We start from the raw sequence: 23,313 nt of genomic DNA, 5'->3' as shown, positions 1-23,313 counted from the left end.
CTCTCCCGTCAGGCTTGTTCAGAAAAAGGCGTTGAGGTTGCTGTCCGGCAGCACGGAATGGTCCAGCACGATTTCGCGCGCGGCCAGCAGCCAAGCGCTGCCTTCGCTGCGCCAGAGGTCAGTGCGTCCGGCGGTGAGCAGGCGGGTGGTGCCATCGATCCGATTGCGGTGCATCCCCAGCACCGAATGGACCCGCACCTCGTTATCGGCCCGGGTGGCCAGCACCTCGACGTTGGAGACAGCGCGGCGGATGTAGTTGGGCGGATCTTCGGCCCAGACGAAGCCGGATTTCAGGCGATCCACCCGCATTTTCAGCCTACCCAGATCCTCGTTGAAGATTACCCCTGGGCCAAGTGGAAAAGGCGGCGAACGGTCAGCGCGGAACCTTCGGCTCTTCAGTTCCAGGCGATAGCTGACGTCTTTGCCAAGCATGGCCAGCCAGCCGTCGAGATCTTCGTTGTCGAGCAGCCGGGCTTCGCGGTGGAGTGCCTGGGTAACTGCAACGATCACCTCCACCGGGGGAGGGGCAAGCGGTCGGTCAAGCATGCTCGGCCTCCTCGTCGGTCAGCGAGTTAATGTTGTACGTGGGCACTTCGGCCCAGGTTTCCGCCATCATGTGCTCTTGCCAGCGGCGGTAGAAATAGCGCTGGTTGTGTTCGCTTACCAAGCCGGAGGCGATATCGCCGGGGAAGCCCTCGCGCTTGCCCGAGCGGCCCAGCGCCATGTTGGTGTAGACATCCATCTGCGCCGTGCGCCAGCCGCGCGACTGTTCGGTGCAGGCGGTCAGATTGTCGCCATCGTCGTTGTCGAAAAGGCCCGCCAAGCCGAAGGTCAGGCACTGGTTTTCGAGAATCTGCGCTTTCACCGCCTCGGGCATGTCGTTTTCGGCCATGGCCCAGGTCCACTGTTCGATCTGGGTGGGACCCTTTGGATGATAGACCCGGAACCAGTTGAGCCCGGGCAGCAGTTGCAGGTTGGGGAAAATGGTTATGTTGACCTGCGCACCCCACACCTGCCTGCCGCGCACTTCGCCCAGACGGTCGATCACCGTCTGGCGGTTGGCCTCTAGGTATTCGAGGATCGGCTTGGGATCAGGATAGAAGGCGTAGCCGGAAACGCCGTCGAGCGCGCTCAAGACCATGTGCCCGTTCATGCCGGCGACCGACAGCCCGCCATCGAGATCGACCCCGGAATTGCCGACGCTGAGCCCGGTGAGGTCCATCGACTGGACTGCTGCCATCGCGCCGGCATGTGCCCAGCCCAGGTGATAGCCATCGCCGCAGACGTTCTCGACTGGCAGCTTCCAGTTGGTGCCCAGCACCATCTTCTGCGTCTCGCCGAGCAGTGCCGATCCGCCCGGCATGGCATCCAGCCAGACATCGAGGAAAAACTTGGCATCGCCCAGATAGTCATCGAGGCTGGGCGAATTGGCATCCCAGCAGCCGAACACCAGGCCCTTGTACTCGGCCACTTTCGTCACCGGGATCAGGCCGAACTTGGTGCGGTCGAGTTCGCCGAAATAGGCCTCGCTTTCCAGCGGCACCCCGGCGAGCGCGCCGTCCGGGGAAAAAGACCAGCCGTGATAGTTGCAGGTGAAGGCGCGCGCATTGCCGCGATCGGCGCGGCAGATCCGGTTCCCGCGGTGGGTGCAGCTGTTAAGGAACGCCTTGATCGACCCGTCCTTCTGGCGGATCACGATCACATCGTCTTCGCCCATGAAGGTGCGGAAATAGTCGCCCGGCTTCGGAATCTGGCTGGTGTGGACCAGGAACAGCCAGCAGCGCCCGAAGATCCGCTCAAGTTCCTGCCGATAGATGTCTTCGCTCGCGTAGATCGAGCGCGATTGGCGCCCGGTGCGTGAATCAACCAGATCGGCAATGTTGTCGTTCATTTGATCCTCTCCCAACAGCATGGCTAAAGCCGCCATCGATTTTTCTTGTCGGGACAGTTATAAGCACGAATCGTGCCAATATCGTTTTCGGGCCGATTTACCGCAGTCCGGTTGGTCAATCCCACGGCGAGGCACCGTGCAGATCGACGTATATGTAAATGTCGAGGCTTAAGTCTGGGCCGGAAGTTACGAATCTGATAAGCTGACCGGATGGAGACGCTCCCAGGATACGCCGACCTTGCCAGCAAGCTGCTGTTCTCACCGGAAATGGGCCGGATCTGGCATGACGGTGAACGCTGCGTACTGCTCAGCCAAGCGGCCCTGGCCAGCTGGCGCAGCCGCCTGGTGGCCGAATTGGGGCTAGAAGCGGCCAGCCGGTTCTTCTGGGGTGTCGGTTTTGCCGAAGGCGCACGGTGCGCGATCGGCGCGAAGAAATTGCGCCCGGATGGTGATTATCTCGAAGCATTCGCGGTCGGACCGCAGGCACACGCCTTGACCGGGTTCGGCTGGACCCAGATCGAAACTCTTGAAAACGATCCCTCGCGGGGGCATTTCGAAGGCCGGTTCACGGTCCACGATTCGATGGAGGCGGCGATCCATCTCAACGCGATGGGGCACAGCACCGATCCGGTGTGCTGGATGCAGACCGGCTTTGCAAGCGGCTTTGCCACAACCTTCGCGGGACAACCGATCATCATGCGCGAAGTGGAATGTGCGGGGCGAGGCGATGCTGCCTGCGTACTTCACGCCAAACCAAAACCCGAATGGGATCAGTTGGACGACCTCGAATTGGCCGCGACGCCGCTGGTCCTGTCCGAAACGTGGCATGATGCGGGCCAAACGGTGATTGGGATATCGGCAGCGTTCCTCTCAGCCAAGACCATGATCGAACGCACCGCAGCGAGCAATGCGACGCTGCTGTTAATGGGCGAGACCGGGGTCGGCAAGGAAGTGCTGGCCAAGCTCGCTCATCGGCTGAGCACGCGCGAGGCGGAGCCGTTCATCGCGCTCAACTGCGCGGCGATCCCTGAGGGGCTGATCGAATCGGAGCTGTTCGGCGTGGCCAAGGGGGCCTATACTGGCGCGGTTGCCGCCCGGCCCGGTCGGTTCGAGCTGGCCAATGGCGGCACGCTGTTCCTGGACGAGATATCGACACTGTCGCCACTTGCACAATCGAAGATTCTGCGCGCTGTCCAGGAAGGTGAGTTCGAGCGGGTCGGCGATACGCGGACGATCAAGGTGGATGTCCGATTGATCGCAGCATCGAATGTGGAACTTAACGAGGCGGTGCGGGAAGGCACGTTTCGTGCCGACTTGTTCTACCGGATATCGACTTTACCGGTCCGGGTGCCGCCGCTGCGCCAGCGCCGCGAGGACATTCCGGTGCTGCTGGAACACTTCCGTCTGCGTTATGCCCTGCGCCATGGCCGAACAGTATCGGGCTTCACTCCGCGGGCGATTAACGCGCTGTTGGCTTACGATTTCCCGGGCAATGTGCGCGAACTTGAGCGAATGGTGGAACGCGCCGTGCTGTTGGCGGACGACGGACGAGCGATCGACGTCAGACACCTGTTCTTGGAAACCGACGGCCTCGAATTGAAGCCGGCGATGTGCATGACCAACGATGGCAGGATCAGCGCCGTTGACAATGTTGGTAGTCGCGCCAACTTGGTGCGCCAGATGCTGGATCTGATCGTCGATGAGGGCGGAAGCCTGCTGGAAATGGAAGGGCTGGTGATCCGCGAGGCCCTTGATGCAAGTGGGGGCAACGTTGCTCGCGCGGCGCGCACCTTAGGCTTTACCCGTCGGCAGCTCGCCTTGCGTCTTGAAAAAATGGAAATCCAGGAATCCGCCTAGCGCGCGTTAACTCTCGCAACGCATTGCATATTGTGCAAAGAAGGTCTATAGGGAGGTGCGCCTTCCGGCAATAAGACCGGGAAAGCACGCAAAGTTGGGAGAATCGCATGAAATCGGTAGCCGTGGTCGGAGCAAATCTTGCGGGTGGCCGCGCGGTGGAGTCCTTGCGCCAGGCTGGCTTCGATGGCCGGATCACCCTTATCGGCGAAGAACCGTGGCGGCCCTACGAGCGCCCGCCCCTGTCCAAGGAGGTGTTGTGGGATCCGGCCAATGTACCGGACAATTTCTTCCTTCATGACGAGGCCTGGTACGCCGCCAACCGCATCGAAATGCGGCTTGGCACGCGTGCCGAAGCGCTCGACCTGGCGGCGAGCGCTGTGCGCCTGACGGGCGGAGACCTGGTCCAAGCCGACCGCATCCTGCTGACCACCGGTGGTTCCGCCCGCAAGCTCAACATGGAGGGTGCCGACGCCGCCAACGTGCATTACCTGCGCACCCGGGACGATGCCACCCGGATGGCGACGGACCTCAGGGACGGCGCCCGGATCGTCATCATCGGCATGGGTGTGATCGGGGCTGAAGTCGCGGCCAGCGCGGTCAAGCTGGGGTGCCGAGTGACCGCGATCGAACCGCTTGCCGCGCCTATGATTCGCGCGCTCGGGCCGCAGTTCGGGCAATGGCTGGGCGAGGAACATCGCCAGCGCGGCGTCGACACCCGCTTCGGACGCGGCGTGAACGCGATGAAGGTGCTTGACGGGCGGGTGACGCAGGTCGAACTCGATGACGGATCACTGGTGGATTGCGATGCCGTGGTAGTCGGGGTCGGGATAGTGCCGGAAATCAGCCTAGCCCGGGACGCAGGCATCGTCACCAATAACGGCATCATCGTCGATCGGCGGTGCCGCTCCAGCAATGAGAATGTCTTTGCCGCCGGCGACGTGGCCGAACAGGAGAGCTTCTTCGGCGGCCATATCCGCCAGGAAACCTACCAGAATGCTGCCGATCAGGCTCAGGCCGCGGCGCTCGCCGTGCTCGGGCAGGGCGTCGATTACTGCAAGCCGGTGTGGTACTGGAGCGACCAGTTCGATCTCAATATCCAGTTCTGCGGCCATATCCCGGTGCAAGCCGAGGTAACCCTGCGTGGAGACATGGCAAGCAACCAGTTTACCGCATTCTTCCAGTCAGGCGAGATGATCGAGGGCATCCTGACTGTCAACCGCGCCCCAGACATGGGCATCGGCAAACGGCTGATCGAGCGCCGAGCCAATGCCCAGGCCGCGCAGCTGGCCGATGCCGATGTGTCGCTCCGCGATATCCTCAAGCAGGCTGGTTAGGCTCGTAAGGCGGGCGGGATCAGCCGATCCCGCCACCTGCGACGTAGAGGGTTTGGCCGGTGATGTAGGACGCCTCGTCGGCGGCTAGAAAGCAGATCGCGGCGGCCAGTTCCTCGGGCTCGCCGAAGCGACCCAGCGGGGTATCGCGCAAGGTCTGCTCCATCACCTCGCCAAAGCCCTTGCGGTCCGCGTCGGAATGCGGAGCGGTATTACGCGGGGTGACACGGGTCACGTTGACCCCGCCAGGAGCCACGCAATTTACCCTGATGCCACAATCCTCCAGTTCCAGCGACAACGCAGCGGTCAGCGCCGCCACGCCACCTTTCGCAGCCGCGTAGGGCACGCGATTGACCCCGCGCGTTGCCACCGAGCCGATGTTGACGATCGCGCCGCGACCCGCCGCGCGCATGTGGGGCAGCACTGCATGGCAACACCACAGCGTCGGCCACAACGAGCGATTAATTTCGGCGACGATTTCTTCGGTGGTGTATTCCCAATAAGGCTTGGCCCAGATCGTGCCACCGACATTATGGACGGCCACGTCGATCCGCCCGAATTTATCGCTTACAGCGTTGTACAGGGCAGCGGCTCCAGCCTGTTGCTCGAGGTCGTGGATGGCGGGGTGAGCGTCGACAGATTCGGCCATAAGTCGCGCAACCGCATCCAGTGTCGCCTGTTCTGCACGATCGGCAACGACGACTGTGGCGCCTTCTCGCCCTAGGCGCTGGGCCGTAGCAAAGCCGATGCCCTGGGCTGCTCCCGTGACAATCGCGATCTTGCCTGCAAATCTTACGTTTGCGTCTGTCATCTCTGATTTCTCCAAACCCGCACCCGTCCGGCCGGAAGGGTGCAATCCTAGTCACATTCGGCTTCATAAATCCGCATTCCTCCCTTGCCAAGCCCGTGGGCAATGCGTTACATATTGGCTAATGATTGAAAATCTTTGGGAGATGTTGCGTGGCGCGTGAACTGCTGACTGCTGCTGATATAAAGGGTGCCTGGGCGATCGTGCCGACGCCCGCCAAGGAAGGTGCTACCGATTGGCGCGCCACTGATACGGTTAATGTCGACGAAGCAGCCCGCATGGTCAACGGCCTGATCGAGGCCGGAGTCGACGGCATCCTGAGTATGGGAACGCTGGGCGAGGCCGCGACCATGACGCTTGACGAAAAGCTCGTCTTTATGAAGACTATCGTAGATGCCGCAGCGGGCCGGGTTCCGGTGTTTGTCGGCACAACCTGTATCAACACCCGCGACACCATCGCGCTGACCCGCGAGGCAGTCGATATCGGCGCGACCGGGACGATGCTGGGCGTACCGATGTGGTGCGCGCCGAGCGTCGATGTCGCGGTCCAGTTCTACAAGGATGTCGCTGAGGCGGTGCCCGATATCAATATTGCAATCTATGCCAATCCCGAAGCATTCAAGTTCGATTTCCCGCGCCATTTCTGGGGTCAGGTCGCCGAAATCCCCCAAGTTGTTACTGCCAAGTATATCGGTGTTGGCACACTGCTGCCCGATCTGGCCGCAATCAAGGGGCGGATCAAGCTGCTGCCGATCGACTTCGATTACTATGGCGCGGCGCGGATGGACGATTCGGTCGATGCCTTCTGGACAAGCGGCGCGGTCTGCCATCCTCTCGTCAGTACGACATTGCGCGATCTCGTCGCACAGGCCCGCGCCACCGGCGACTGGAGCAAGGCCAAGACCTTCATGGGGCGGCTCGCGCCCACGGCAGCAACGCTGTTTCCCAATGGCAGCTTCAAGGAATTCTCCACCTACAACATTCCGCTGGAAAAGGCGCGGATGACCGCCGGTGGATGGATGAACGCCGGACCTTGCCGTCCACCCTATCACTTATGTCCCGAAAGCTATCTCGAAGGCGCGCGTAATTCGGGCCGGATGTGGGCCGAACTGGGCAAAGCGCTCGAAACAGAGCGTTGAAGACGGTCAGATAAACGATCACTGGAAATGCGGGAGCAAGAGGATGGCTGACGCGACCTTGACCTGGCCGAAGAATTATAACGAAGTTCCCAAGGCGGCCTTTACGCGATCGGATCTCTACTTGGAAGAGATCAAGCGGATATTTCACGGCCCGGAATGGCATCCGGTTGCGCACGAAAGCGAGTTGCCCAACCCAGGCGATTTCCGGACGATCCGCCTCGCAGGAATCCCGCTGTTGATCTCGCGGGATGAAGGGGGCGAGGTTCGCGTGTTTTACAATGCCTGCTCGCATCGCAGCAACCAGCTCGAAACTGCGGTAATGGGTAACAAAACCGAGTTCGAATGCCCCTATCACCGTTGGCTGTTCAGTGCCAAGGGCGAGCTTGTTGGATGTCCCAACCCGCGCGAATTCGTACCCGGTTTCGACAAGGCGGACTACCCCTTGGGGCAGCCGCGCTTCGATCTGTTCTACGGCCTGATATTCGTGACGTTCTCGGCTGAGACAGAACCCCTTGACCAGTTTCTCGGCGAAGCAGGAGAAACCCTGCGCGAACTGATGGCGGGCGACGGTCGCCTTAAACTGCTGGGCTATCAGAAGGTTCGCTATGACAGCAACTGGAAGGGTTACAACGACAACGACGGCTACCATGCCCCGCTGCTCCACGCGGCATTCAAGATGCTCAATTGGCAGGGCGGCAAAGGGCGGCAGTATACCGCCACGAAACGCGGCCATGTCTGTTTCGAGTCGGCACTCTCCGTGGCGAGCGGTCCCAGCGTTCTAAAAGATAAGGATCTGATTGCCTTCAAAGGGCAGGATCCATCAGTCGGGTCACGCATCGTCCAGTTGTTCCCGACTTTCGTTTCAACCAAACATCTCGACGTCATAAACCTGCGCTTCGCGACCCCAATCGATGCCGAAACGACCGAGGTCCACTACGCCTATTTCGCCCACCAGAACGACGATGCGGACATGCTTCGCCACCGGTTACGGCAAAGCTCCAATTTACTGGGTCCATGCGGTTTAATTAGCATGGAAGACGCTTCGATCTTCCACCGGATCCACATCGGCAGCCACACGCCTGGCAATGCGATCTTCCAGAAAGGCGTGCGTGATCCTGCCAAGCTCGAGTCCGAGTTTTCGCAGAACGATGAAAGCGGTAACCTTCCGCGCTGGGAATATTACCGCTCGGTGATGGGATTCGAAAGGGCACAAGCATGATGCTTTCGCCCACCAAACTGGAATGCGCTCTTGACCGCCTGCTGCTGGCGGACGCCAACGCGCTCGACAGCAAAGACATGACAGGCTGGCTCACTAACTATGCCGAGGAAGAACAGGCATCTTATTACTGCCGTGCGGCCGAGAACACAGAACATAACCTCGAACTCGGCTTCATGTTCGACGATTGTAGGGCGCGACTGGAAGATCGCGTCACTTATGTCACAGAGATCTGGGCAGGGACCTTTCAGGACTACCGCACTCGCCATTTCGTTCAGCGGGTCAGCCATCGGCAGGTCGATGCCAGCACAGCAGAGGCCATGTCCAACTTTTCGGTTTTCATGACGCCGATGGATACCGGGGTCACTCAAATTCTTGCCGCAGGTCGCTATCTCGATATGGTTCGGCTTTCGGGCGATGGTCGGGCCAAGTTTCTGTCCCGCCGTGCCGAATTGGATACGTCAGTACTCCCGCGATATCTTGTCTACCCGATATGAAAAGTTATGCAATATAGCTAAATATTCCAGAGAAATACCGATCTATATTATAGCTTTAGCAGTAATCTTCGGAAGATTTCGATATGAGTTCACAATGTAAGATGGTGAAATTGCCAAAAGATATCGCGGATAAAATTATACGCTTTTCAACTGGAAGAACGGATTCAATGTTACAGAAAGAGCTTGGGATAAGCTATAATACGTGGAGAAAAATTAAGCGAGGACAGCCACTTAGAGAAAGCTTAGCGGCAAGAATAATATCTAGAATTAGTATAATATAATCATATTCTTATCAAGAGATTAATTTTCCTTAATTTCCTTAATCTGTCACTGACATTATCGAGCACCATTTTTTTCGATGATCCGAAGCCATGTAGGATTTATGCGGCAAAAAAATGTCCTATCAATCAGTTCAAAGAGAGAACTGAAAAAAAGTGCGCGTCGCAAAAATATCGTAAACGTTGCGATGAATGCATTTTTAGAGAGTGGCTACGATAATGTCACTATGTCTGATATTTCTAGTATATTGGGCGGGTCGAAGAGCACTCTTTGGCAATATTTTGATCACAAGGAAGACATTGCTGTTGCCGCTATTGAATTGAAAGTTCAGTTATTTAGAAATTTTCTTGATCTCGATATTTCCGAATGTAGTAGTACAACCAGTATGTTGAATTTATCTTCGAAAAGATTTTGCCATTTCTTGATGCGAGATGACACCATCGAAATCGAGCGAATTATAATTATCAACAATCGGCGCATTCCCAAGTTAGGAAATATTTTCTACTCTAATACATTTTTGTATTTTCGAGATCAAGTTTCCTTATTTTTAGCTAATTCTTTATACGACGAAGATCCGGATGACGCGGCTATGCTGTTACTTGATCTTTGCACCTCAGGATTCAATCGAAGGTTGATACTGGAGTTGCGACACGCAAACAACATTCTAGCCGACCAAATCGCTGATCGCGCGGTACAGATTTTTATGAAGATTTACCATAAGTGCCTGGTTCGTCATCATGCGGATTGATTTCATAGTCTTGCGATACGTCGGATGACGATTTGAACGGGCGGGATGAAGACCCAAGCCTTTGCCGAAGCGATGGTTTTCTCGAAGTCCTCTGCTAGGCATCGGTTTCGGTTGAGCCATGCCAACGTCCGTTCGACCACCCAGCGGCCGGGCAGCACCTCGAAGCCTTTGGCGGTATCTGACCGTTTGATGATTTCGATGGTCCATTTCGCCATTCGCCGCAGAGCCTTCCTGAGTTTGTCGCCAGCATAGCCGCCATTTGCGAAGACGTGCCGCAGATACCAAAAGCGCGCGATGATTTCGCGTAGCACCATTGGGACTCCGTCGCGGTCCTGAATGTGGGGCGTGCGGATCACAGCATGCACCAGATCGCGTTCATTCTCAAGCAGGCCGAGGATGGTACGACCGTCGAGGAGGTGTGCCGCAAAGCCGGCATATCGGTTCAGACCTACTATCGATGGCGGAGCAAATATGGCGGACTGATGCCGTCGGAGACGAAGCGGCTGAAGCAGCTCGAGGAGGAGAATGTCCGGCTCAAGCGGCTCGTGGCAAACCTCAGTCTCGACAAAGAGATGCTGCAGGACGTCATCCGCCGAAAAATGTAAGGCCTGATCGAGCTCGGGAGATCGTTGGCTATCTGCGGGCGAACTACCAGGTGAGCGAACGGAGGGCCTGCGGCGCATTTCCGATCAACCGATCGACCCAGCGCTACCAATCCCGTCGCCTCGATCAGGCCGGTCTCAAGATGAAGATCAAGGAGCTGGACACCTTCTGTCATTGGGTGCGGGACTGCAAGGTAGATCGACTTGGGGTTCATGCTTCTGTCCGTGATCGACGCGTGGTCGTCACATGATGCGGTCGGAAAAATCAGGGTAGCCGATCTCGAAAACGGCGTTGATCGCCAAAGCGTCCAGCGGCTTGTCCCTGACCATCGTCCCCTCGCCGGTCACCCGCAGGGGACCTCTACGTAGCTGAGTATCCGGGCATCTTTTCTCTCCTCGAAGGCTATGCCGGCTGGCCGTACCTGAAGTCGGCTTCATCGACCCACATCCGGTGCAGAATGATGCCAAGCTTGGGGTCGGTTCCGGCTGAGGGCGAAATGACACCCTAAGCGAAACGGCAAGAAGGGGTGGGGAGCGGACATCGCGCCCCCGCCTTGCGTCATCCTGAACTTGTTTCAGGATCCATCGGGCGATTGGTGCCGGAGCGTGGTGGCTCGTGCCGCCATCTCGGTTGGCCGATCATAAACTGGGCTTTCGGATTGATGGACCCTGAAACAAGTTCAGGGTGACGGCTGATTTGGGGTGGGGCGCGGTCATCCGTCATCCCGGCGCATGCCGGGACCGTGGGCAAGTCTTGAGGCGATAGCTATCGCCAGGGCGCCCGGACGTGAGGCTGCTTCTAAAGACAGCCCACGGTCCCGGCATGCGCCGGGATGACGACCATTGGGAACGTCTGCAACGGGGCGGATGCTGCCCTTCACCATTCCGCCGGATGGATGTCGATCAAATGGATCAAATGTCAGTGAGATCCTCAGGGTACATCCCACCGCGCTGGCAGAAGAGAGCCCATGTTTCCTTCCCCTGTGCGGTTACGATCATGCGAACCGGTAAATCGACTGCGAGCGCGATAAGGCCGAGGCGGACAAGCGGGCCAATGCTCCTATCGCTGATCACCCTGTCAGGGGTGTACCCTCCTGCCACGAGTGTCCATCCGGGCGTTCCGCGTTCGGTAATAGCCGGAGCGAGATGGCCGTCACGTGGGAGATCGGTATCGCGGCCCAGGGTGTATAGGCAGATACTCCAGAAGGCATCTCGCGGTCGTGGTGGGATCAACGCCCATTCCAGCGGGCCGGCATCATCCTGTTCGGGCGCTTGAACGGCTGCGGCCGGGTCGTCCCGGACTCCATCGCGGTACGCGCGCTCTAGCGCCTGCGCGATGGCGCCAGCAGTGTCGACGGCGATCCCGTACTTCCGATTGTAGCGATCCTTGGCGACAATGCCTCGGGCGATTTCGCGAAACCGCGCCTTGCGCCGGGGATCGGGACGCAGCCGTCCAGACGCCCCGGTCATGTCGTCACCGTGACATCAGGGCTCACGTTACCCCGTGCGCGAGCCACGATCCCGGCGACCGTGTTCTTGCTGAGTCCCAGGTCGCGAGCGATCCAGCGATAGCTCCGCCCCTCGGCGATATGCGCCAACACTTTGGGCGCGAGGCGGTCCGACTTGGGTCGCTCCCCCAGTTGCCGGCCGAGTTTGCGGCCACGTGCCCGCGCTGCAGCAAGGCCAGAGCGGACCCGCTCGCTCAGCATGTCGCGCTCAAACTGGGCTATACCTGCGAGCATCGTCGCCATCATCCGCCCATGCGGCGTATCGACCTCGAACGTCATGCCGCTCATCGCGACCACCGACACGCGCCAGCCCGACAGCCGGTTGAGTGTATCGAGCAGGTCCTGGGTCGAACGCCCCCAGCGACTGAGTTCGGTAACGAGGATCGCATCGATATGGCGTGCCTGCGCCAGCTTCATCACCTCAGCCCGCGCCGAACGGTTTGCCTTCATGCCCGACGCGGTTTCGCGGAAGACCTCGACCACTTCATAGCCGCCACGCTCGGCAAAGCCGGCCAGGTCGCGGAGCTGCCGTTCGCACGACTGGTCGGCTGTCGAAACCCTGGCGTAGATGGCGGCGCGCTGTCCCAATTGAACCCTTCTGGAATTAGGCCTCGAAAAGCCTTGATTTGCGTGGGGTCAGTGTTGTCCAAAACAGACTTCTGTTCAATGGGGACAAGCCGTGCATGCCGAGACGCCATATCCTCAGCGCCCGACAGCGTTCGGCCCTACTCGACCTACCGACTGACGAAGCGGCGCTGCTGCGCCATTATCTTCTGGCAGACGATGACCTGATTCATATCGACCGGCGTCGCCGACCGGAGAACCGCATCGGGTTCGCCCTGCAGTTGTGCGCGCTGCGATATCCAGGCCGGACCCTTGCTCCCGGCGAACTGATCCCCCACACTGTATCTGCCTTTCTAGGCGCCCAGCTTGGCATCGCTGGCGAGACGCTCGCGGCCTATGCCGTTCGACGCCAAACCCGCCACCAGCACATGGAGGCGCTGCGCCGTATCTACGGATACAGAATGTTCCCCGGACGGGGACCGTATGCCAGGGCTTTCCGCGATTGGCTTCTCGCCGAAGCCGAGCAGGCACGCTCAAACGACGACCTTGCCCGGCGCTTCATTGCCCGCTGCCGTGAAACCATGACCATCCTGCCGGCGATCACGACAATCGAGCGTTTGTGCGCGGACGCGCTCGTCGCCGCCGAACGTCGGATCGAGAAGCGGATCGCGGCCCGTCTCGATCCCGTCGCCTGTGATGGGCTCGACCGACTGACTACCGAGATGCTGCCGGGGGCGATCAGCCGCTTCATCTGGCTGCGCCGGATTGAGCCGGGCAACAACTCCGCCGCGGCGAACCGGCTGCTCGACCGGCTCGAGTTCCTGCGCGCGATGAACCTCAATGATGGTATACTTGCCGGTGTTCCACCGCATCGCGTCGCCCGGCTACGCCGGCAGGGCGAGCGCTACTTCGCCGATGGCCTGCGCGACCTCGGCGCCGATCGGCGCCGCGCTATCATGGCGGTCTGCGTCATTGAATGGGCCACGGCGACTGCGGATGCGGTGATCGAAACACATGACCGGATCGTTGGCCGCACCTGGCGCGACGCGAAGCAACTGCATGACGCGCGGGTCGTAGAAACCAGAGGCGCTACCACTGCGACTTTGAACGGCTTCACTGCACTCGGTCAATCATTGCTCGAAGCGCATGGCGACGGCGCGTCGCTGGAAGATGCGGTCGCGGGCGGGGCGGGATGGGAACGGCTCACCAGCCTCGTCGCTACGGCCAAGACGTTGACGGACACCTTGGGCGATGATCCGCTGGCCTATGTTGATCAGGGGTATCACCGCTTCCGTCGGTATGCCCCGCGCATGCTGCGATGCCTCGACCTCAAAGCTGCGGCGGTTGCACGGCCTTTGCTGGACGCGGCTACCGTCATCGCTACCAAGGGCGCAGTTCCGGCGGCCGACGATTTCTTGCGCCCGCATTCCAAATGGCGGCGACAGTTGCGGGCGAAGGGCGATGATGATGCCCGCCTCCGGGAAGTCGCGGTCATGTTTCACCTGCGCGACGCGCTGCGCTCGGGCGACATATGGCTCGACCGCTCGCATCGATATGGTGACCTGCGCCACGTCCTCGTGCCGATGGCGGTCGCGCATGCCGCGAAGCTGGCGGTCCCGTCCGACCCGCATGTCTGGCTGGCTGACCGCAAAGTGCGTCTCGCTGATGGCCTTGCCCGGCTCGGTCGCGCCGCGCGCAGCGGTACAATTCCGAAAGGCAGCATCGAGGACGGCACGCTGCGCATTGATCGGCTCACCGCTGACGCGCCGGATGGGATCGAGGATCTGGTGCTTGATCTGTATCGCCGGCTGCCGCCCGTCCGCATCACCGATCTGCTGCTCGAAGTCGATACCGCGCTGGGTTTCACTGATGCCTTCACGCATCTGCGCACCGGCGTGCCATGCGGCGACCGAATCGGCCTGCTCAACGTCCTGCTTGCCGAGGGCCTGAATTTGGGTCTGCGTAAGATGGCAGAGGCTTCCAACACTCACGACTATTGGCAACTCTCCCGTCTCGCTCGCTGGCACGTCGAAAGCGAGGCGATCGACCAGGCGCTGGCCAACGTGGTCGCGGCGCAAGGGGCGCTGCCGATGGCCCAGGTCTGGGGTATGGGCAGATCCGCATCGGCCGATGGCCAGTTCTTCCCCGCCGCACGGCAGGGCGAAGCGATGAATACGATCAACGCCCGCTACGGCAACGATCCCGGCATCAAGGCCTATACCCACGTCAACGACCGCTTCGCGCCGTTTGCATCGCGGACCATTCCAGCCACGGTCAGCGAAGCACCTTATCTACTCGACGGGCTGACGATGAATGAGGCAGGGCGACGGATCGAAGAGCAGTACGCCGACACTGGCGGGTTCACCGATCATCTGTTCGGGATCAGCGCGATGCTCGGCTGCCGCCTTGTACTGCGCATCCGCGACCTCCCATCCAAACGACTGTACGTGTTCGACCCTGCCGCGACGCCGAGCGAATTGCGCCCGCTGGTGGGCGGCAAGGCGCGTGAGGCGCTGATCGTTTCCAACTGGCCCGATCTGTTCCGCTGCGCCGCCACCATGAGCGCTGGACAGGTCGCGCCGAGCAGCATCTTGCGCAAGCTCGCCTCCTATCCGCGCCAGAACGATCTTGCCTCCGCGCTGCGCGAGGTGGGCCGGATCGAGCGGACGCTGTTCATCATCGAATGGATACTCGACGTCGGCATGCAGCGCCGTGCACAGGTCGGCCTCAACAAAGGCGAGGCACATCATGCGCTGAAAAATGCCCTGCGCATCGGCCGTCAGGGCGAAATCCGCGACCGCACGACGGAGGGTCAGCATTACCGGATCGCCGGCCTCAACCTGCTCACCGCCATCATCGTCTACTGGAACACCCTGCACCTTGGCCATGCCGTTGAGGCCCGGCGCCGCGAAGGGCTCGATACCCCCGACCATCTTCTCGCCCATATTTCGCCGCTCGGATGGGCACACATCCTCCTCACTGGCGAGTACCTTTGGCCCAAGGACGCCGGCGCTTAGGGTGTCATTCCGCCCTCAGCCGGAACCGACCCCATTGAGCGGCGGCGTGTCCTTCCACTTCTGAACTGGAAAGCCATAGGAGCGACAGGCAGATGCTTAAGGCTGTCAGCAGATATATCGCCGATCGTCAGGGGACCGAAATATCAAAGGTCGACGGCGACGCGTTACTGCGTGGCTATCAGATTCATGCGATGAATCGAACGTCCCCAAAGCGCTTCTGGGGTATCTCATCGTCATCTCCATTTCGGCATATCTTCTCTTCGCCGAATGGGGGATGTTGTTCGCGATCTGGGGGCCGATCGTAGCGGTGACCTGTATGGCGCGCAGCTATCTGGCATGGCGCACGGCAAGGCGACCCGTCGAACCTGCGCTACTTTCGACTGAAAAGCGTCTGATGGTGGCGACCGGGCTGGTCGCAGCGACGATGGCGGTCGGTCCGACATGGATCGTGCTGCACAGTGACGGCTATACCAGGGCTTTCATGCTGATGGTGATCATCAGCACAATGTGGGGCGGGGCGCTGGTTCAGGCGACCGTTTTTACCTCCACGGTCGCCTTTACGGCTGCAAACATTCCGGTCTGGATTGTTGCCCTCGTCGTGAGCCGCTCGACCTCCGGCACTCTGGGGCTGGCCGTCATTTTCTTTGTTACGATCGGCATAGCGATCGATAATACCCGCAGGTTCGGTCGATATTTTACCCAAAGCATCAAGCGGCAGATCGAGCTGGAAAAATGGGATGAGAAGGGGCGCCTGCTCCGCATGATCGACGACATGCCGGTCGCCGTCATGACGGTCGACCCTAGCAGCTTCGCGATCACTTATGCCAACGAACCGTCCAAGCTGCTTATCAAGCAGATCGAGCATCTTCTGACGATCAAGGCCGACAATCTTGTGGGCATGTCGATCGACGTCTTCCACCGGCACCCGGCGCATCAGCGCCGGATACTGTCTGATCCCGCGAACCTTCCTTATAGTGCCCGCATTCAGTTGGGTCCCGAAGTGCTCGACCTCAAGATAACGGCCGTCACCACCAGTGATGGCGATTATATAGGCCCCATGTTGACCTGGGCGCTGGTCACGAAGGAGGTCGAGGCGGAGAATCGCATTCGGCAGCTCGCGCATTATGACACGCTGACGGGCTTGCCTAATCGCACGAGCTTCAATGATGAGCTGGAACGGCGTCTGGCGACCCCCGGCAACTTGGCCGGCTTGCTGTACATCGACCTCGATGGCTTCAAGTTGGTGAACGATACGCGCGGGCATGGCGTCGGCGACATGCTGCTCGCCGAAGTGGCGAAGCGGTTGCGGGCGGTCTGCAGTGCGCCGGCGATGCTCGTCAGCCGCCTTGGCGGAGACGAATTTGCCGTGCTCCTGCCGCACGGCAATGCAGAAGAAGCACAGGCCCATGCGGCGCGGATCATCGAGGCTCTAAGCGTCAACTATGACTTTGGACACGGCAATATCGCTATTGGCGCGTCGATCGGCGTGGCGCTTGCGCCCATCCATGGCGAGACCGCGCAAGTCCTTCTCGCCCGATCGGATATCGCTCTCTATGCCGCGAAGGAAGCTGGCAAGGGCAATGCGCGGCTGTTCACGCCGGAAATGGAAGGCCGTATCCAGGAGCGCGTGCTACTGGAAGCGAAGCTCCGCGAAGCCCTGCGCACCCGGGAGGGCATGTTCCTTTTTTATCAGCCGATCGTCTCCATCGAGACCGGCGAGGTTACGGCGCGCGAGGCGCTCGTGCGTTGGTATCATCCAAGCCGGGGTTGGATTGCGCCCGCCGAATTTGTGCCGGTCGCGGAGCAATCCGGGCTGGCCGATGCCCTGGGCTCCTTCGTGTTGGAAACGGCGTGCCGTGAGGCGGCCACCTGGACGGACCGCGAAAGGATCGCTGTCAACATATCGGCCACGCAACTCGGCAAGGGAACGTTGCCCGACGACGTGCTGGCAGCCCTGGTCAAAAGCGGCCTTTCCCCGAACCGGCTCGAAATCGAGGTGACCGAGACAGCCCTCCTGGATGACGAACATGACGTGATCGGGGATTTGCGCCGGATACGGGCGCTGGGCGTACGCGTGGCGCTCGATGATTTCGGTACCGGCTATTCCTCGCTGGCACATTTGCGCGCATTCCCCTTCGACAAGATCAAGATCGATGGATCATTTGTGAAGGATGCCGTCAGTCGCCCCGACTGCGCCGCGGTGGTCCGGGCCGTGGCGGACCTCGGTAAGCGGCTGGGCGTTACCACGGTCGCCGAAGGCGTTGAAACGCTGGAACAACTGGATTGTCTCCGCAACGAGGGTTGCATGGAGGTGCAAGGCTATTTCTTCGGTCGTCCTATGCCTAGTCAGGCGGACGCCGCAAATGTTGCGAGGCTCGACCAAGGTGCGCCGAACAAGACAGAATTTCGCAAGGAAGTTGATAATGCAGAAGCCAATTCCATGGAAGGCGCCAGCGATGATCGCCGTCAAGCGACGGGGAGAGGATGAATACCAGCCGGCAATCGCGGGCTTAACGCTCAATTCAGCTCTGGAATATGCCGCTGACCCGGATCGACCGGCGAAGGCGTTGCGCATCTGGGTGTATTGGCAAGGTCAGGAAATCTGGATCGCGGGACGACGCATCTTAGAGCTCGCATCGGATCCCGACCGGCCAGCACCTCCCACGGACTGGGACGGTCGCGAACCCGAACGGAAGTTGCCATAGGGCGAAAAGCGCATGAACAGTCACTTGCCCGTCGGCCGGTTGGCCAACCGCCTGGAGACCCTCTCGAGGGAGGGAACCTGGTGGATGATCCTGATCGCCATGGCAGCGTTGACGGTGACCGACAGGCAACGCCCCGAGCTGGGCATCGTACCGCTATATATTCCCATCATTTGCGCGGCGGCTTGGAAGCTGGGCGAGCGGGCGGGCTATTTCGTGGCACTGATCGCCGCCTTGATGGCGACGCTGGTCTATTTCGATGGAACGCCCGGCCTGTCCGGTCCTGTCATGACTGTGCGCGTGGCATTCCGGGTCATAACCTATCTGTTCATCGCCGCCATCATCACGAGTTTTCGCCGCTCTTATGACCGCGAGCTGTTCCACGCCCACCAGGATCGCATGACGGGCGCGCTCAACAAGGAAGTCTTTCACCAACGCTGCGCTAAGGCGATCGAAGATGCGGGACATGCGGGCCAGACGCTCCTGTTAGTCATCCTCGACCTTGACGATTTCAAGGCGGTGAACAGCCGCCAGGGTCATCTGATCGGTGATGAAGTGCTACGTAGCTTTGCGAAGGGGGCATCCACGATCATGCGTCGGGAAGACCTGATCGGTCGTATTGGAGGCGATGATGAGTTCGCGTTGCTGGTGCGTGTGCCCTCGGTGGGAGAAGGCCACGATTTTGCCCTTGAGATTCATGCCCGTCTCTCGGCTGTCCTGGGGGGCATACCCTATCCGGTCACATGTAGCATGGGCGCGCTGCTGATCCCGCCCGAGGCACCGCGCGACATCACCGAATTGCTTCATGCGGCCGACCAGGCCATGTATCGGGCCAAAAAGGCGGGCAAGAATGCCATCTTTGTAGGCAGGGCTGATGTGCCCGGCATGCCGGCAGTCGATCGCCTCTTTGCTCAGCGGTTGGAGGGATTTGCAGCAAGCAGGTAGCTTCGCGCGAGAGTGCCTATTTAAGAGGCAGGCGGACCGCTCGACGAGACTTCCACCGCTGATCTGCAGGTGGCGGGCGAAGGAGCGGAATGAATTGTGGAAGCGGTCGTGAGACCTTGTCTCGTCGCAGGTGGGTTTCTTGGGTAGGATCTTAGCGGAAGTCGTATCGCATAGCTTGGGCAACATGAACGTCAAAAAAGAGCCGGTGAAAGAATGCCTCGAGCAAACGGGGCAACCCGAGAATCAAACATGTCATTGCCGAGAAAACGAGAATAGTGGAGCGCTTTAAAAGGCCATGGCATAGCTGTCGCCATGTTGAAGACGTTGACCGTGGCCGCGCGCGATCGCAACCGATTGGCGGAGATAATGCGGGTCGCGTCCCGCTTTGGATTGGGGGTCCTCCTGTCCCGGCTCGGCTTGTCGTCGACCGACGCGGGCGATGAGCGTGATGGGGATGGCCTAAGCCTTCAGCGCCGCACCAGGCTGGCGTTGGAGGAGCTTGGCCCCACGTTCGTGAAGCTGGGACAGATATTGGCGACGCGAGCCGACCTGTTGCCGCCTCAGTGGATCGCCGAGCTTGAGACACTGCACGGCCAGGCACCTGTTCTAAACTTCGAGGATCTCCGTCCCTTCGTCGAGCAGGCACTAGGTCAGCCGCCTGAGGACGCCTTCGCCAGTTTCGACTACAAAGCTTTCGCCGCCGCATCCATGGCTCAGGTCCACCGCGCGACGCTGCATGACGGTCGCGAAGTCGTGCTCAAGATTCAGCGACCGGGCATTCGGCCGCGGATGGAAGCCGACCTTCGCCTTATCGCGCAGCTGGCGACAATCGTGGAAGCCGCTAGTGCGGAAGCGCGGCGTTTCGCGCCGTCGGCCATGCTGCGCCAACTTGCCGCGGCCGTACTCGAGGAACTGGACTTCACGAACGAAGGGCGCAACGCTGACAGCCTCCGTGCCGACTTCGCCGAAGATTCCCGTGTCGTCGTGCCGGCAATTCACTGGCAATGGTCATCCGTCACATTACTCGTGATGGACTATGTTGCTGGCGTTTCGCCTCGCAGCGCCGCTGATCTCCGCGCCGCAGGCATCGATCCCGCGGCCATCGCCGCAGTCGGTGCTGACATCGTGCTGGACATGGTGATGATCAACGGTCGCTTCCACGCCGACCCGCATCCCGGCAATCTGCTCTGCTTACCTGGTAACCGCATTGCCTTACTCGACCTTGGCATGATTGGTCATGTATCCCCGCGTCGGCGCCAGGAATTCCTAAGCTTCCTCCAATCGCTCGCCAGCAGTGATCCGGGACAACTTGCCGATGTGCTGCTCAGCTGGTCGGGCGCGGCATCACGCGAGCCGCTTCGCGTTGCAGCCGAGCGCCTTGTTGCGCGCCATGGCGGAGGACGACTCGTGTTGAGCGCAGTCGTCGTCGATTTCCTGGCGTTGATGCGCGAGGAGGGACTGACCATGCCGCCTGATCTGCTGCTGATCTTTAAAGCGCTGGTGACGATCGACGGCGTTCTTACGGCGATCGAACCCAATTTCGACCTCTCGGCCGCGATGCGGTCGGCATCGCGTCGGATAATCGCGGCGCGACTATCACCGGATCATTGGGCGCCGATTCTTCAGGCGTTCAGCTGGGAGTTGATGAAACTGGGCGATGATGCGCCACGACTATTGCGCGCTGCCGTGCGCAGGCTGGAGGCCGAAACTCCGATGCCGATCACCGCCGCCAATCTCGTCAGTGCCTCCAGGTGGATCGCCGCAGCACTCGTGATCGGCGCCGCCATGTTGGCCGTTGCTCTCGTCGTTAGATGATGCGTTGCCCGCTCGGCTGGGAGCAGCCAGCCGATGGATCGATCAGTAGCGCTGCTGACGTTCGTAGAGGCTGCGGTAATGCTGAACCCGGGTGACGCGCAGGCCCGGAAGGCCCGACCTGTCAACGGCCCGTTGCCAGGACGCGAATTCTTCGAGCGTGAGTTGATAGCGATCGCATGCCTCATCGATCGTCAAGAGCCCGCCATTCACGGCTGCCACAACCTCACCTTTGCGACGGATGACCCAACGGGTCGTTGTGGGCGGAGGGAGTGTTTCCAGCGTAAGGGGCTCACCAAGGGGGCCAATGACCTGCGCGGGCCGGAATTTCTGGTTCTCGATCATCTTACACCTGTCATCGCAGATCGGCTTGGAGGTCGCGCCTCCGTTGGCGAAGAATAGCCATGACACGCTTGTTTTGAGGTGAAGAAAACTGATTAACGCCGCATGCGCCAGATTAGCGAGGTGTGCGATCATGACTTGCCGCTAGCCTCCCCCGCCTCCCCACAGCGGGGATATCGAGCCAATCCTAGTGGGATTGACTGTCGCATCTGGTCTGACGGCAGTCCCAATCGATATGATCAGCTTCAGAGTTCGGAAGAGCCTCGGCAGACGTTGCCCCTCTTGGTGTGTTCTGATCGCAATTCGCAGCGGTGCGCGCAGAGCGGCGGGGCTGGTTCCTGTGAAAACCGCACGGAAATCCGATGGCCAGTCCGTTACGGATCGATTTTAATGGCCTCCGGCCGAGGCTTTCTTGCATTTCTTAAGAAATTTGGCCTAGTTTGAAGGCAGCCGTGGAGACATGGCCGGAGGCGTGGAAACCTTCTTAGAGTTAGAGCCGGTCAAGCTTCTTGACCGGGTGGCGGACGCGTATGTCCAAGGCCACCCGGCCCAAAGGCGTCCGCGCCTGAACTAACTCTCAGGTTTCCAACACCCGGTTTCGGGGGCCGGCACGTCTCCGAATAGGGGGCGTGCCGCCGGCTGGGCACTTCCCAATCAACTCTCGAGCCGGGACGATGAGAAACGAGTAGGGACAAGGTGTGGACAGCCATCTGCCGGTTGGACGACTTGCTCAAGCACTGGAATCCATGTCGCGAGAGAGCGCCTGGGTTGCAATTGTGGCGACGACCGCTCTGCTCACCTGGGCGAATTCGAGGTTCCCGGACGCGGGGCTCGCACCGCTATACATACCCGCAATCTGCGCAGCATGCTGGTCCTTGGGCGAGCGCGCCGGCTATTTTGTCGCGCTCGTCTGCGCAGTCTCGGCCATCATGCCTCATCTTCCGATGTCGGATTCTTCGCCATTGGCATTGGCAGTCAGGACGACGGTTCGGGTTGGAACCTACCTTTTCGTGGCCGCCACGATTGCGAGTTTCCGGCGCTCGTTTGATCGTCAGCGTCATCTTGCCCTGCGAGATCGAATGACCGGCGCGCTCAATGGGGAAACATTCCACTCCTACCTCGAGGAGACTCTCGACGCTGCGCGCGAGGACCAAGGGATCCTGCTGCTCGCCATTCTCGACCTCGACGATTTCAAGGCGATCAACAACCAGCACGGGCATGCCGCCGGCGATACGGTCCTTCGCACCTTCGCACGCGGCGCGAGAGAACTCGTGCGGCGGGATGATGCGTTCGGCCGAATAGGCGGCGATGAGTTTGTTCTCCTCCTTCGCGTCCGCCCATCCGATGCCGGGGAGAGCTTCGCACGCACTCTGCACGGAAGAGTGTCGGTCGTCCTTGCAACGGGAGAATATCCTGTCACCTGCAGTATGGGTGCACTGATCATCCAGCCTGACAATGGGCAGAACGCGGCATCGCTGATGAACGCGGTCGACCAGATCATGTACCGGGCCAAGCGTGGCGGCAAGAATGCGGTCGAGATTGGATGGGCCGAGCGCGCGCAGGAGATTAAAACCCGGGAAATGCCACTCAGCACCCGTGAGCAGATCGCGTGACAGGGCAGCGTTCTGATCTCGAGCGGGCCATCAACCTGATGACGGAAGTGCGCCGGATCCTGGATCGATGGGGGCTCAATGTCGCGGCGGCTCATCTCGAGCGCGCGCATGATGTCGCTGCGCAGGCGGTTTTGGCGCCGTTGGAGGGGCAGGCCGACGAGGCAGGATCTGCGGACCGCCTCCCGCTTGATCGGACCGCGATCCTTGCCCTTGGGGGCACCTTTGCCGTCATTGCCGCCGTTCTTGGCCGTGCCAACGTCATTCCGATGCGTGAACTCGCGGAAATTCTCGCCATCTATGCGACGACGACATCGGAGACCGACAATTCGCAAGGGCTCCTGATCGCATGCTGGGCGGGCATTCTGCGCGAAGCAGCCGAAGTTGGAGAAAAAGGCTAGAGGGGCGGTAGATATGCGGCATCTTCGTCCGGCGCCCGGGTAGC

Annotated in this window: 19 protein-coding genes and 2 pseudogenes; 14 read left to right on the top strand and 7 right to left on the bottom strand. The window is 60.2% G+C overall.

The annotated features are described in order from the left end of the window. Nucleotides 1–18: 18 nt before the first annotated feature. Together C100_RS40550 and C100_RS40545 are read right to left on the bottom strand one after the other, a co-directional pair. The gene (locus C100_RS40550; RefSeq protein ID WP_024020830.1) at nucleotides 19–546 is read right to left on the bottom strand and encodes an aromatic-ring-hydroxylating dioxygenase subunit beta; all 528 of its coding nucleotides are present in this window, start codon (nucleotides 544–546) and stop codon (nucleotides 19–21) included. After that, nucleotides 539–1,891 (bottom strand): aromatic ring-hydroxylating dioxygenase subunit alpha, encoded by a 1,353-nt coding sequence (locus tag C100_RS40545; RefSeq protein ID WP_008831827.1) that lies wholly within the window; start codon nucleotides 1,889–1,891, stop codon nucleotides 539–541. The genes C100_RS40550 and C100_RS40545 overlap by 8 nt, the downstream gene beginning before the upstream one ends. A 210-nt stretch (nucleotides 1,892–2,101) precedes the next feature. Here C100_RS40545 and C100_RS40540 point away from each other — a divergent pair, with 210 nt between their 5' ends. Beyond that, nucleotides 2,102–3,748: a sigma-54-dependent Fis family transcriptional regulator gene (locus tag C100_RS40540; RefSeq protein ID WP_024020829.1), complete on the top strand. Its 1,647-nt coding sequence runs from the start codon at nucleotides 2,102–2,104 to the stop codon at nucleotides 3,746–3,748. Nucleotides 3,749–3,855: 107 nt separating this feature from the next. Next, on the top strand, nucleotides 3,856–5,082 hold the full coding sequence (locus tag C100_RS40535; protein WP_008829811.1) for an NAD(P)/FAD-dependent oxidoreductase: 1,227 nt from the start codon (nucleotides 3,856–3,858) through the stop codon (nucleotides 5,080–5,082). 19 nt (nucleotides 5,083–5,101) lie between these two features. Here C100_RS40535 and C100_RS40530 read toward each other — a convergent pair whose 3' ends face one another. Beyond that, complete coding sequence (locus tag C100_RS40530; RefSeq protein WP_024020828.1) at nucleotides 5,102–5,890, bottom strand: 1,6-dihydroxycyclohexa-2,4-diene-1-carboxylate dehydrogenase; 789 nt, start codon at nucleotides 5,888–5,890, stop codon at nucleotides 5,102–5,104. A 149-nt stretch (nucleotides 5,891–6,039) separates the two neighbouring features. On the opposite strand from C100_RS40530, the gene C100_RS40525 reads away from it, so the two are divergent. From C100_RS40525 to C100_RS47965, 4 genes are all read left to right on the top strand, one after another. Next, a complete protein-coding gene (locus tag C100_RS40525; protein ID WP_008829814.1) occupies nucleotides 6,040–7,026 on the top strand; it encodes a dihydrodipicolinate synthase family protein in 987 nt (328 codons plus the stop codon). A gap of 43 nt (nucleotides 7,027–7,069) precedes the next feature. Next, on the top strand, nucleotides 7,070–8,245 hold the full coding sequence (locus C100_RS40520) for an aromatic ring-hydroxylating oxygenase subunit alpha (protein WP_008829815.1): 1,176 nt from the start codon (nucleotides 7,070–7,072) through the stop codon (nucleotides 8,243–8,245). After that, on the top strand, nucleotides 8,242–8,739 hold the full coding sequence (locus tag C100_RS40515; protein ID WP_024020827.1) for an aromatic-ring-hydroxylating dioxygenase subunit beta: 498 nt from the start codon (nucleotides 8,242–8,244) through the stop codon (nucleotides 8,737–8,739). The genes C100_RS40520 and C100_RS40515 overlap by 4 nt, the downstream gene beginning before the upstream one ends. A gap of 358 nt (nucleotides 8,740–9,097) precedes the next feature. After that, a complete protein-coding gene (locus tag C100_RS47965) occupies nucleotides 9,098–9,766 on the top strand; it encodes a TetR/AcrR family transcriptional regulator (protein ID WP_084625446.1) in 669 nt (222 codons plus the stop codon). A 2-nt stretch (nucleotides 9,767–9,768) separates the two neighbouring features. On the opposite strand, the pseudogene C100_RS40510 reads toward C100_RS47965, so the two are convergent. After that, nucleotides 9,769–10,143: pseudogene (locus tag C100_RS40510) on the bottom strand (transposase); the annotation flags it as partial. On the opposite strand from C100_RS40510, the pseudogene C100_RS40505 reads away from it, so the two are divergent. Beyond that, nucleotides 10,126–10,360, top strand: a pseudogene (locus tag C100_RS40505) (transposase); the annotation flags it as partial. The pseudogenes C100_RS40510 and C100_RS40505 sit on opposite strands and share 18 nt — an antisense overlap. Nucleotides 10,361–11,280: 920 nt before the next feature. Here C100_RS40505 and C100_RS40500 read toward each other — a convergent pair. Then, a complete protein-coding gene (locus tag C100_RS40500) occupies nucleotides 11,281–11,838 on the bottom strand; it encodes a hypothetical protein (RefSeq protein ID WP_004213004.1) in 558 nt (185 codons plus the stop codon). Continuing rightward, on the bottom strand, nucleotides 11,835–12,464 hold the full coding sequence (locus tag C100_RS40495; protein ID WP_004213007.1) for a recombinase family protein: 630 nt from the start codon (nucleotides 12,462–12,464) through the stop codon (nucleotides 11,835–11,837). The genes C100_RS40500 and C100_RS40495 overlap by 4 nt, the downstream gene beginning before the upstream one ends. A gap of 95 nt (nucleotides 12,465–12,559) precedes the next feature. On the opposite strand from C100_RS40495, the gene C100_RS40490 reads away from it, so the two are divergent. The 5 genes from C100_RS40490 to C100_RS40480 all read left to right on the top strand — a co-directional run bounded on the left by C100_RS40490 (nucleotide 12,560) and on the right by C100_RS40480 (nucleotide 20,919). Then, entirely contained in the window at nucleotides 12,560–15,457 is a 2,898-nt protein-coding gene (locus C100_RS40490; protein WP_024020823.1) for a Tn3 family transposase, read from the top strand. Between the two features lie 316 nt (nucleotides 15,458–15,773). Next, complete coding sequence (locus C100_RS0125020) at nucleotides 15,774–17,945, top strand: putative bifunctional diguanylate cyclase/phosphodiesterase (RefSeq protein WP_200866579.1); 2,172 nt, start codon at nucleotides 15,774–15,776, stop codon at nucleotides 17,943–17,945. Then, nucleotides 17,914–18,162, top strand: coding sequence for a hypothetical protein (locus C100_RS48350; protein ID WP_152536495.1), 249 nt, complete (start codon nucleotides 17,914–17,916; stop codon nucleotides 18,160–18,162). Before C100_RS0125020 ends, C100_RS48350 begins: the two co-directional genes overlap by 32 nt. An 84-nt stretch (nucleotides 18,163–18,246) precedes the next feature. Next, a complete protein-coding gene (locus C100_RS40485; protein ID WP_235219116.1) occupies nucleotides 18,247–19,104 on the top strand; it encodes a GGDEF domain-containing protein in 858 nt (285 codons plus the stop codon). A gap of 312 nt (nucleotides 19,105–19,416) precedes the next feature. Then, nucleotides 19,417–20,919 carry an ABC1 kinase family protein gene (locus tag C100_RS40480; protein ID WP_024020819.1) on the top strand — a complete coding sequence of 501 codons (1,503 nt, stop codon included), beginning with the start codon at nucleotides 19,417–19,419 and terminating at the stop codon, nucleotides 20,917–20,919. Between the two features lie 42 nt (nucleotides 20,920–20,961). Here the strand turns inward: C100_RS40480 and sciP are convergent, their stop codons facing one another. Continuing rightward, nucleotides 20,962–21,261 (bottom strand): CtrA inhibitor SciP, encoded by a 300-nt coding sequence (gene sciP, locus C100_RS0125015; protein ID WP_031309906.1) that lies wholly within the window; start codon nucleotides 21,259–21,261, stop codon nucleotides 20,962–20,964. A 695-nt stretch (nucleotides 21,262–21,956) separates the two neighbouring features. On the opposite strand from sciP, the gene C100_RS49190 reads away from it, so the two are divergent. Together C100_RS49190 and C100_RS48780 are read left to right on the top strand one after the other, a co-directional pair. Continuing rightward, nucleotides 21,957–22,871 (top strand): GGDEF domain-containing protein, encoded by a 915-nt coding sequence (locus C100_RS49190; protein ID WP_052028338.1) that lies wholly within the window; start codon nucleotides 21,957–21,959, stop codon nucleotides 22,869–22,871. Next, on the top strand, nucleotides 22,868–23,269 hold the full coding sequence (locus C100_RS48780) for a hypothetical protein (RefSeq protein ID WP_024020815.1): 402 nt from the start codon (nucleotides 22,868–22,870) through the stop codon (nucleotides 23,267–23,269). The genes C100_RS49190 and C100_RS48780 overlap by 4 nt, the downstream gene beginning before the upstream one ends. The last annotated feature ends 44 nt before the right edge of the window (nucleotides 23,270–23,313 follow it).

This window comes from Sphingobium sp. C100, from assembly GCF_000508185.1.
Classification (GTDB): Bacteria; Pseudomonadota; Alphaproteobacteria; order Sphingomonadales; family Sphingomonadaceae; genus Sphingobium.
Note: the sequence above shows the minus strand (reverse complement) of the source record. Positions and strands in the feature narration are given on the sequence as shown.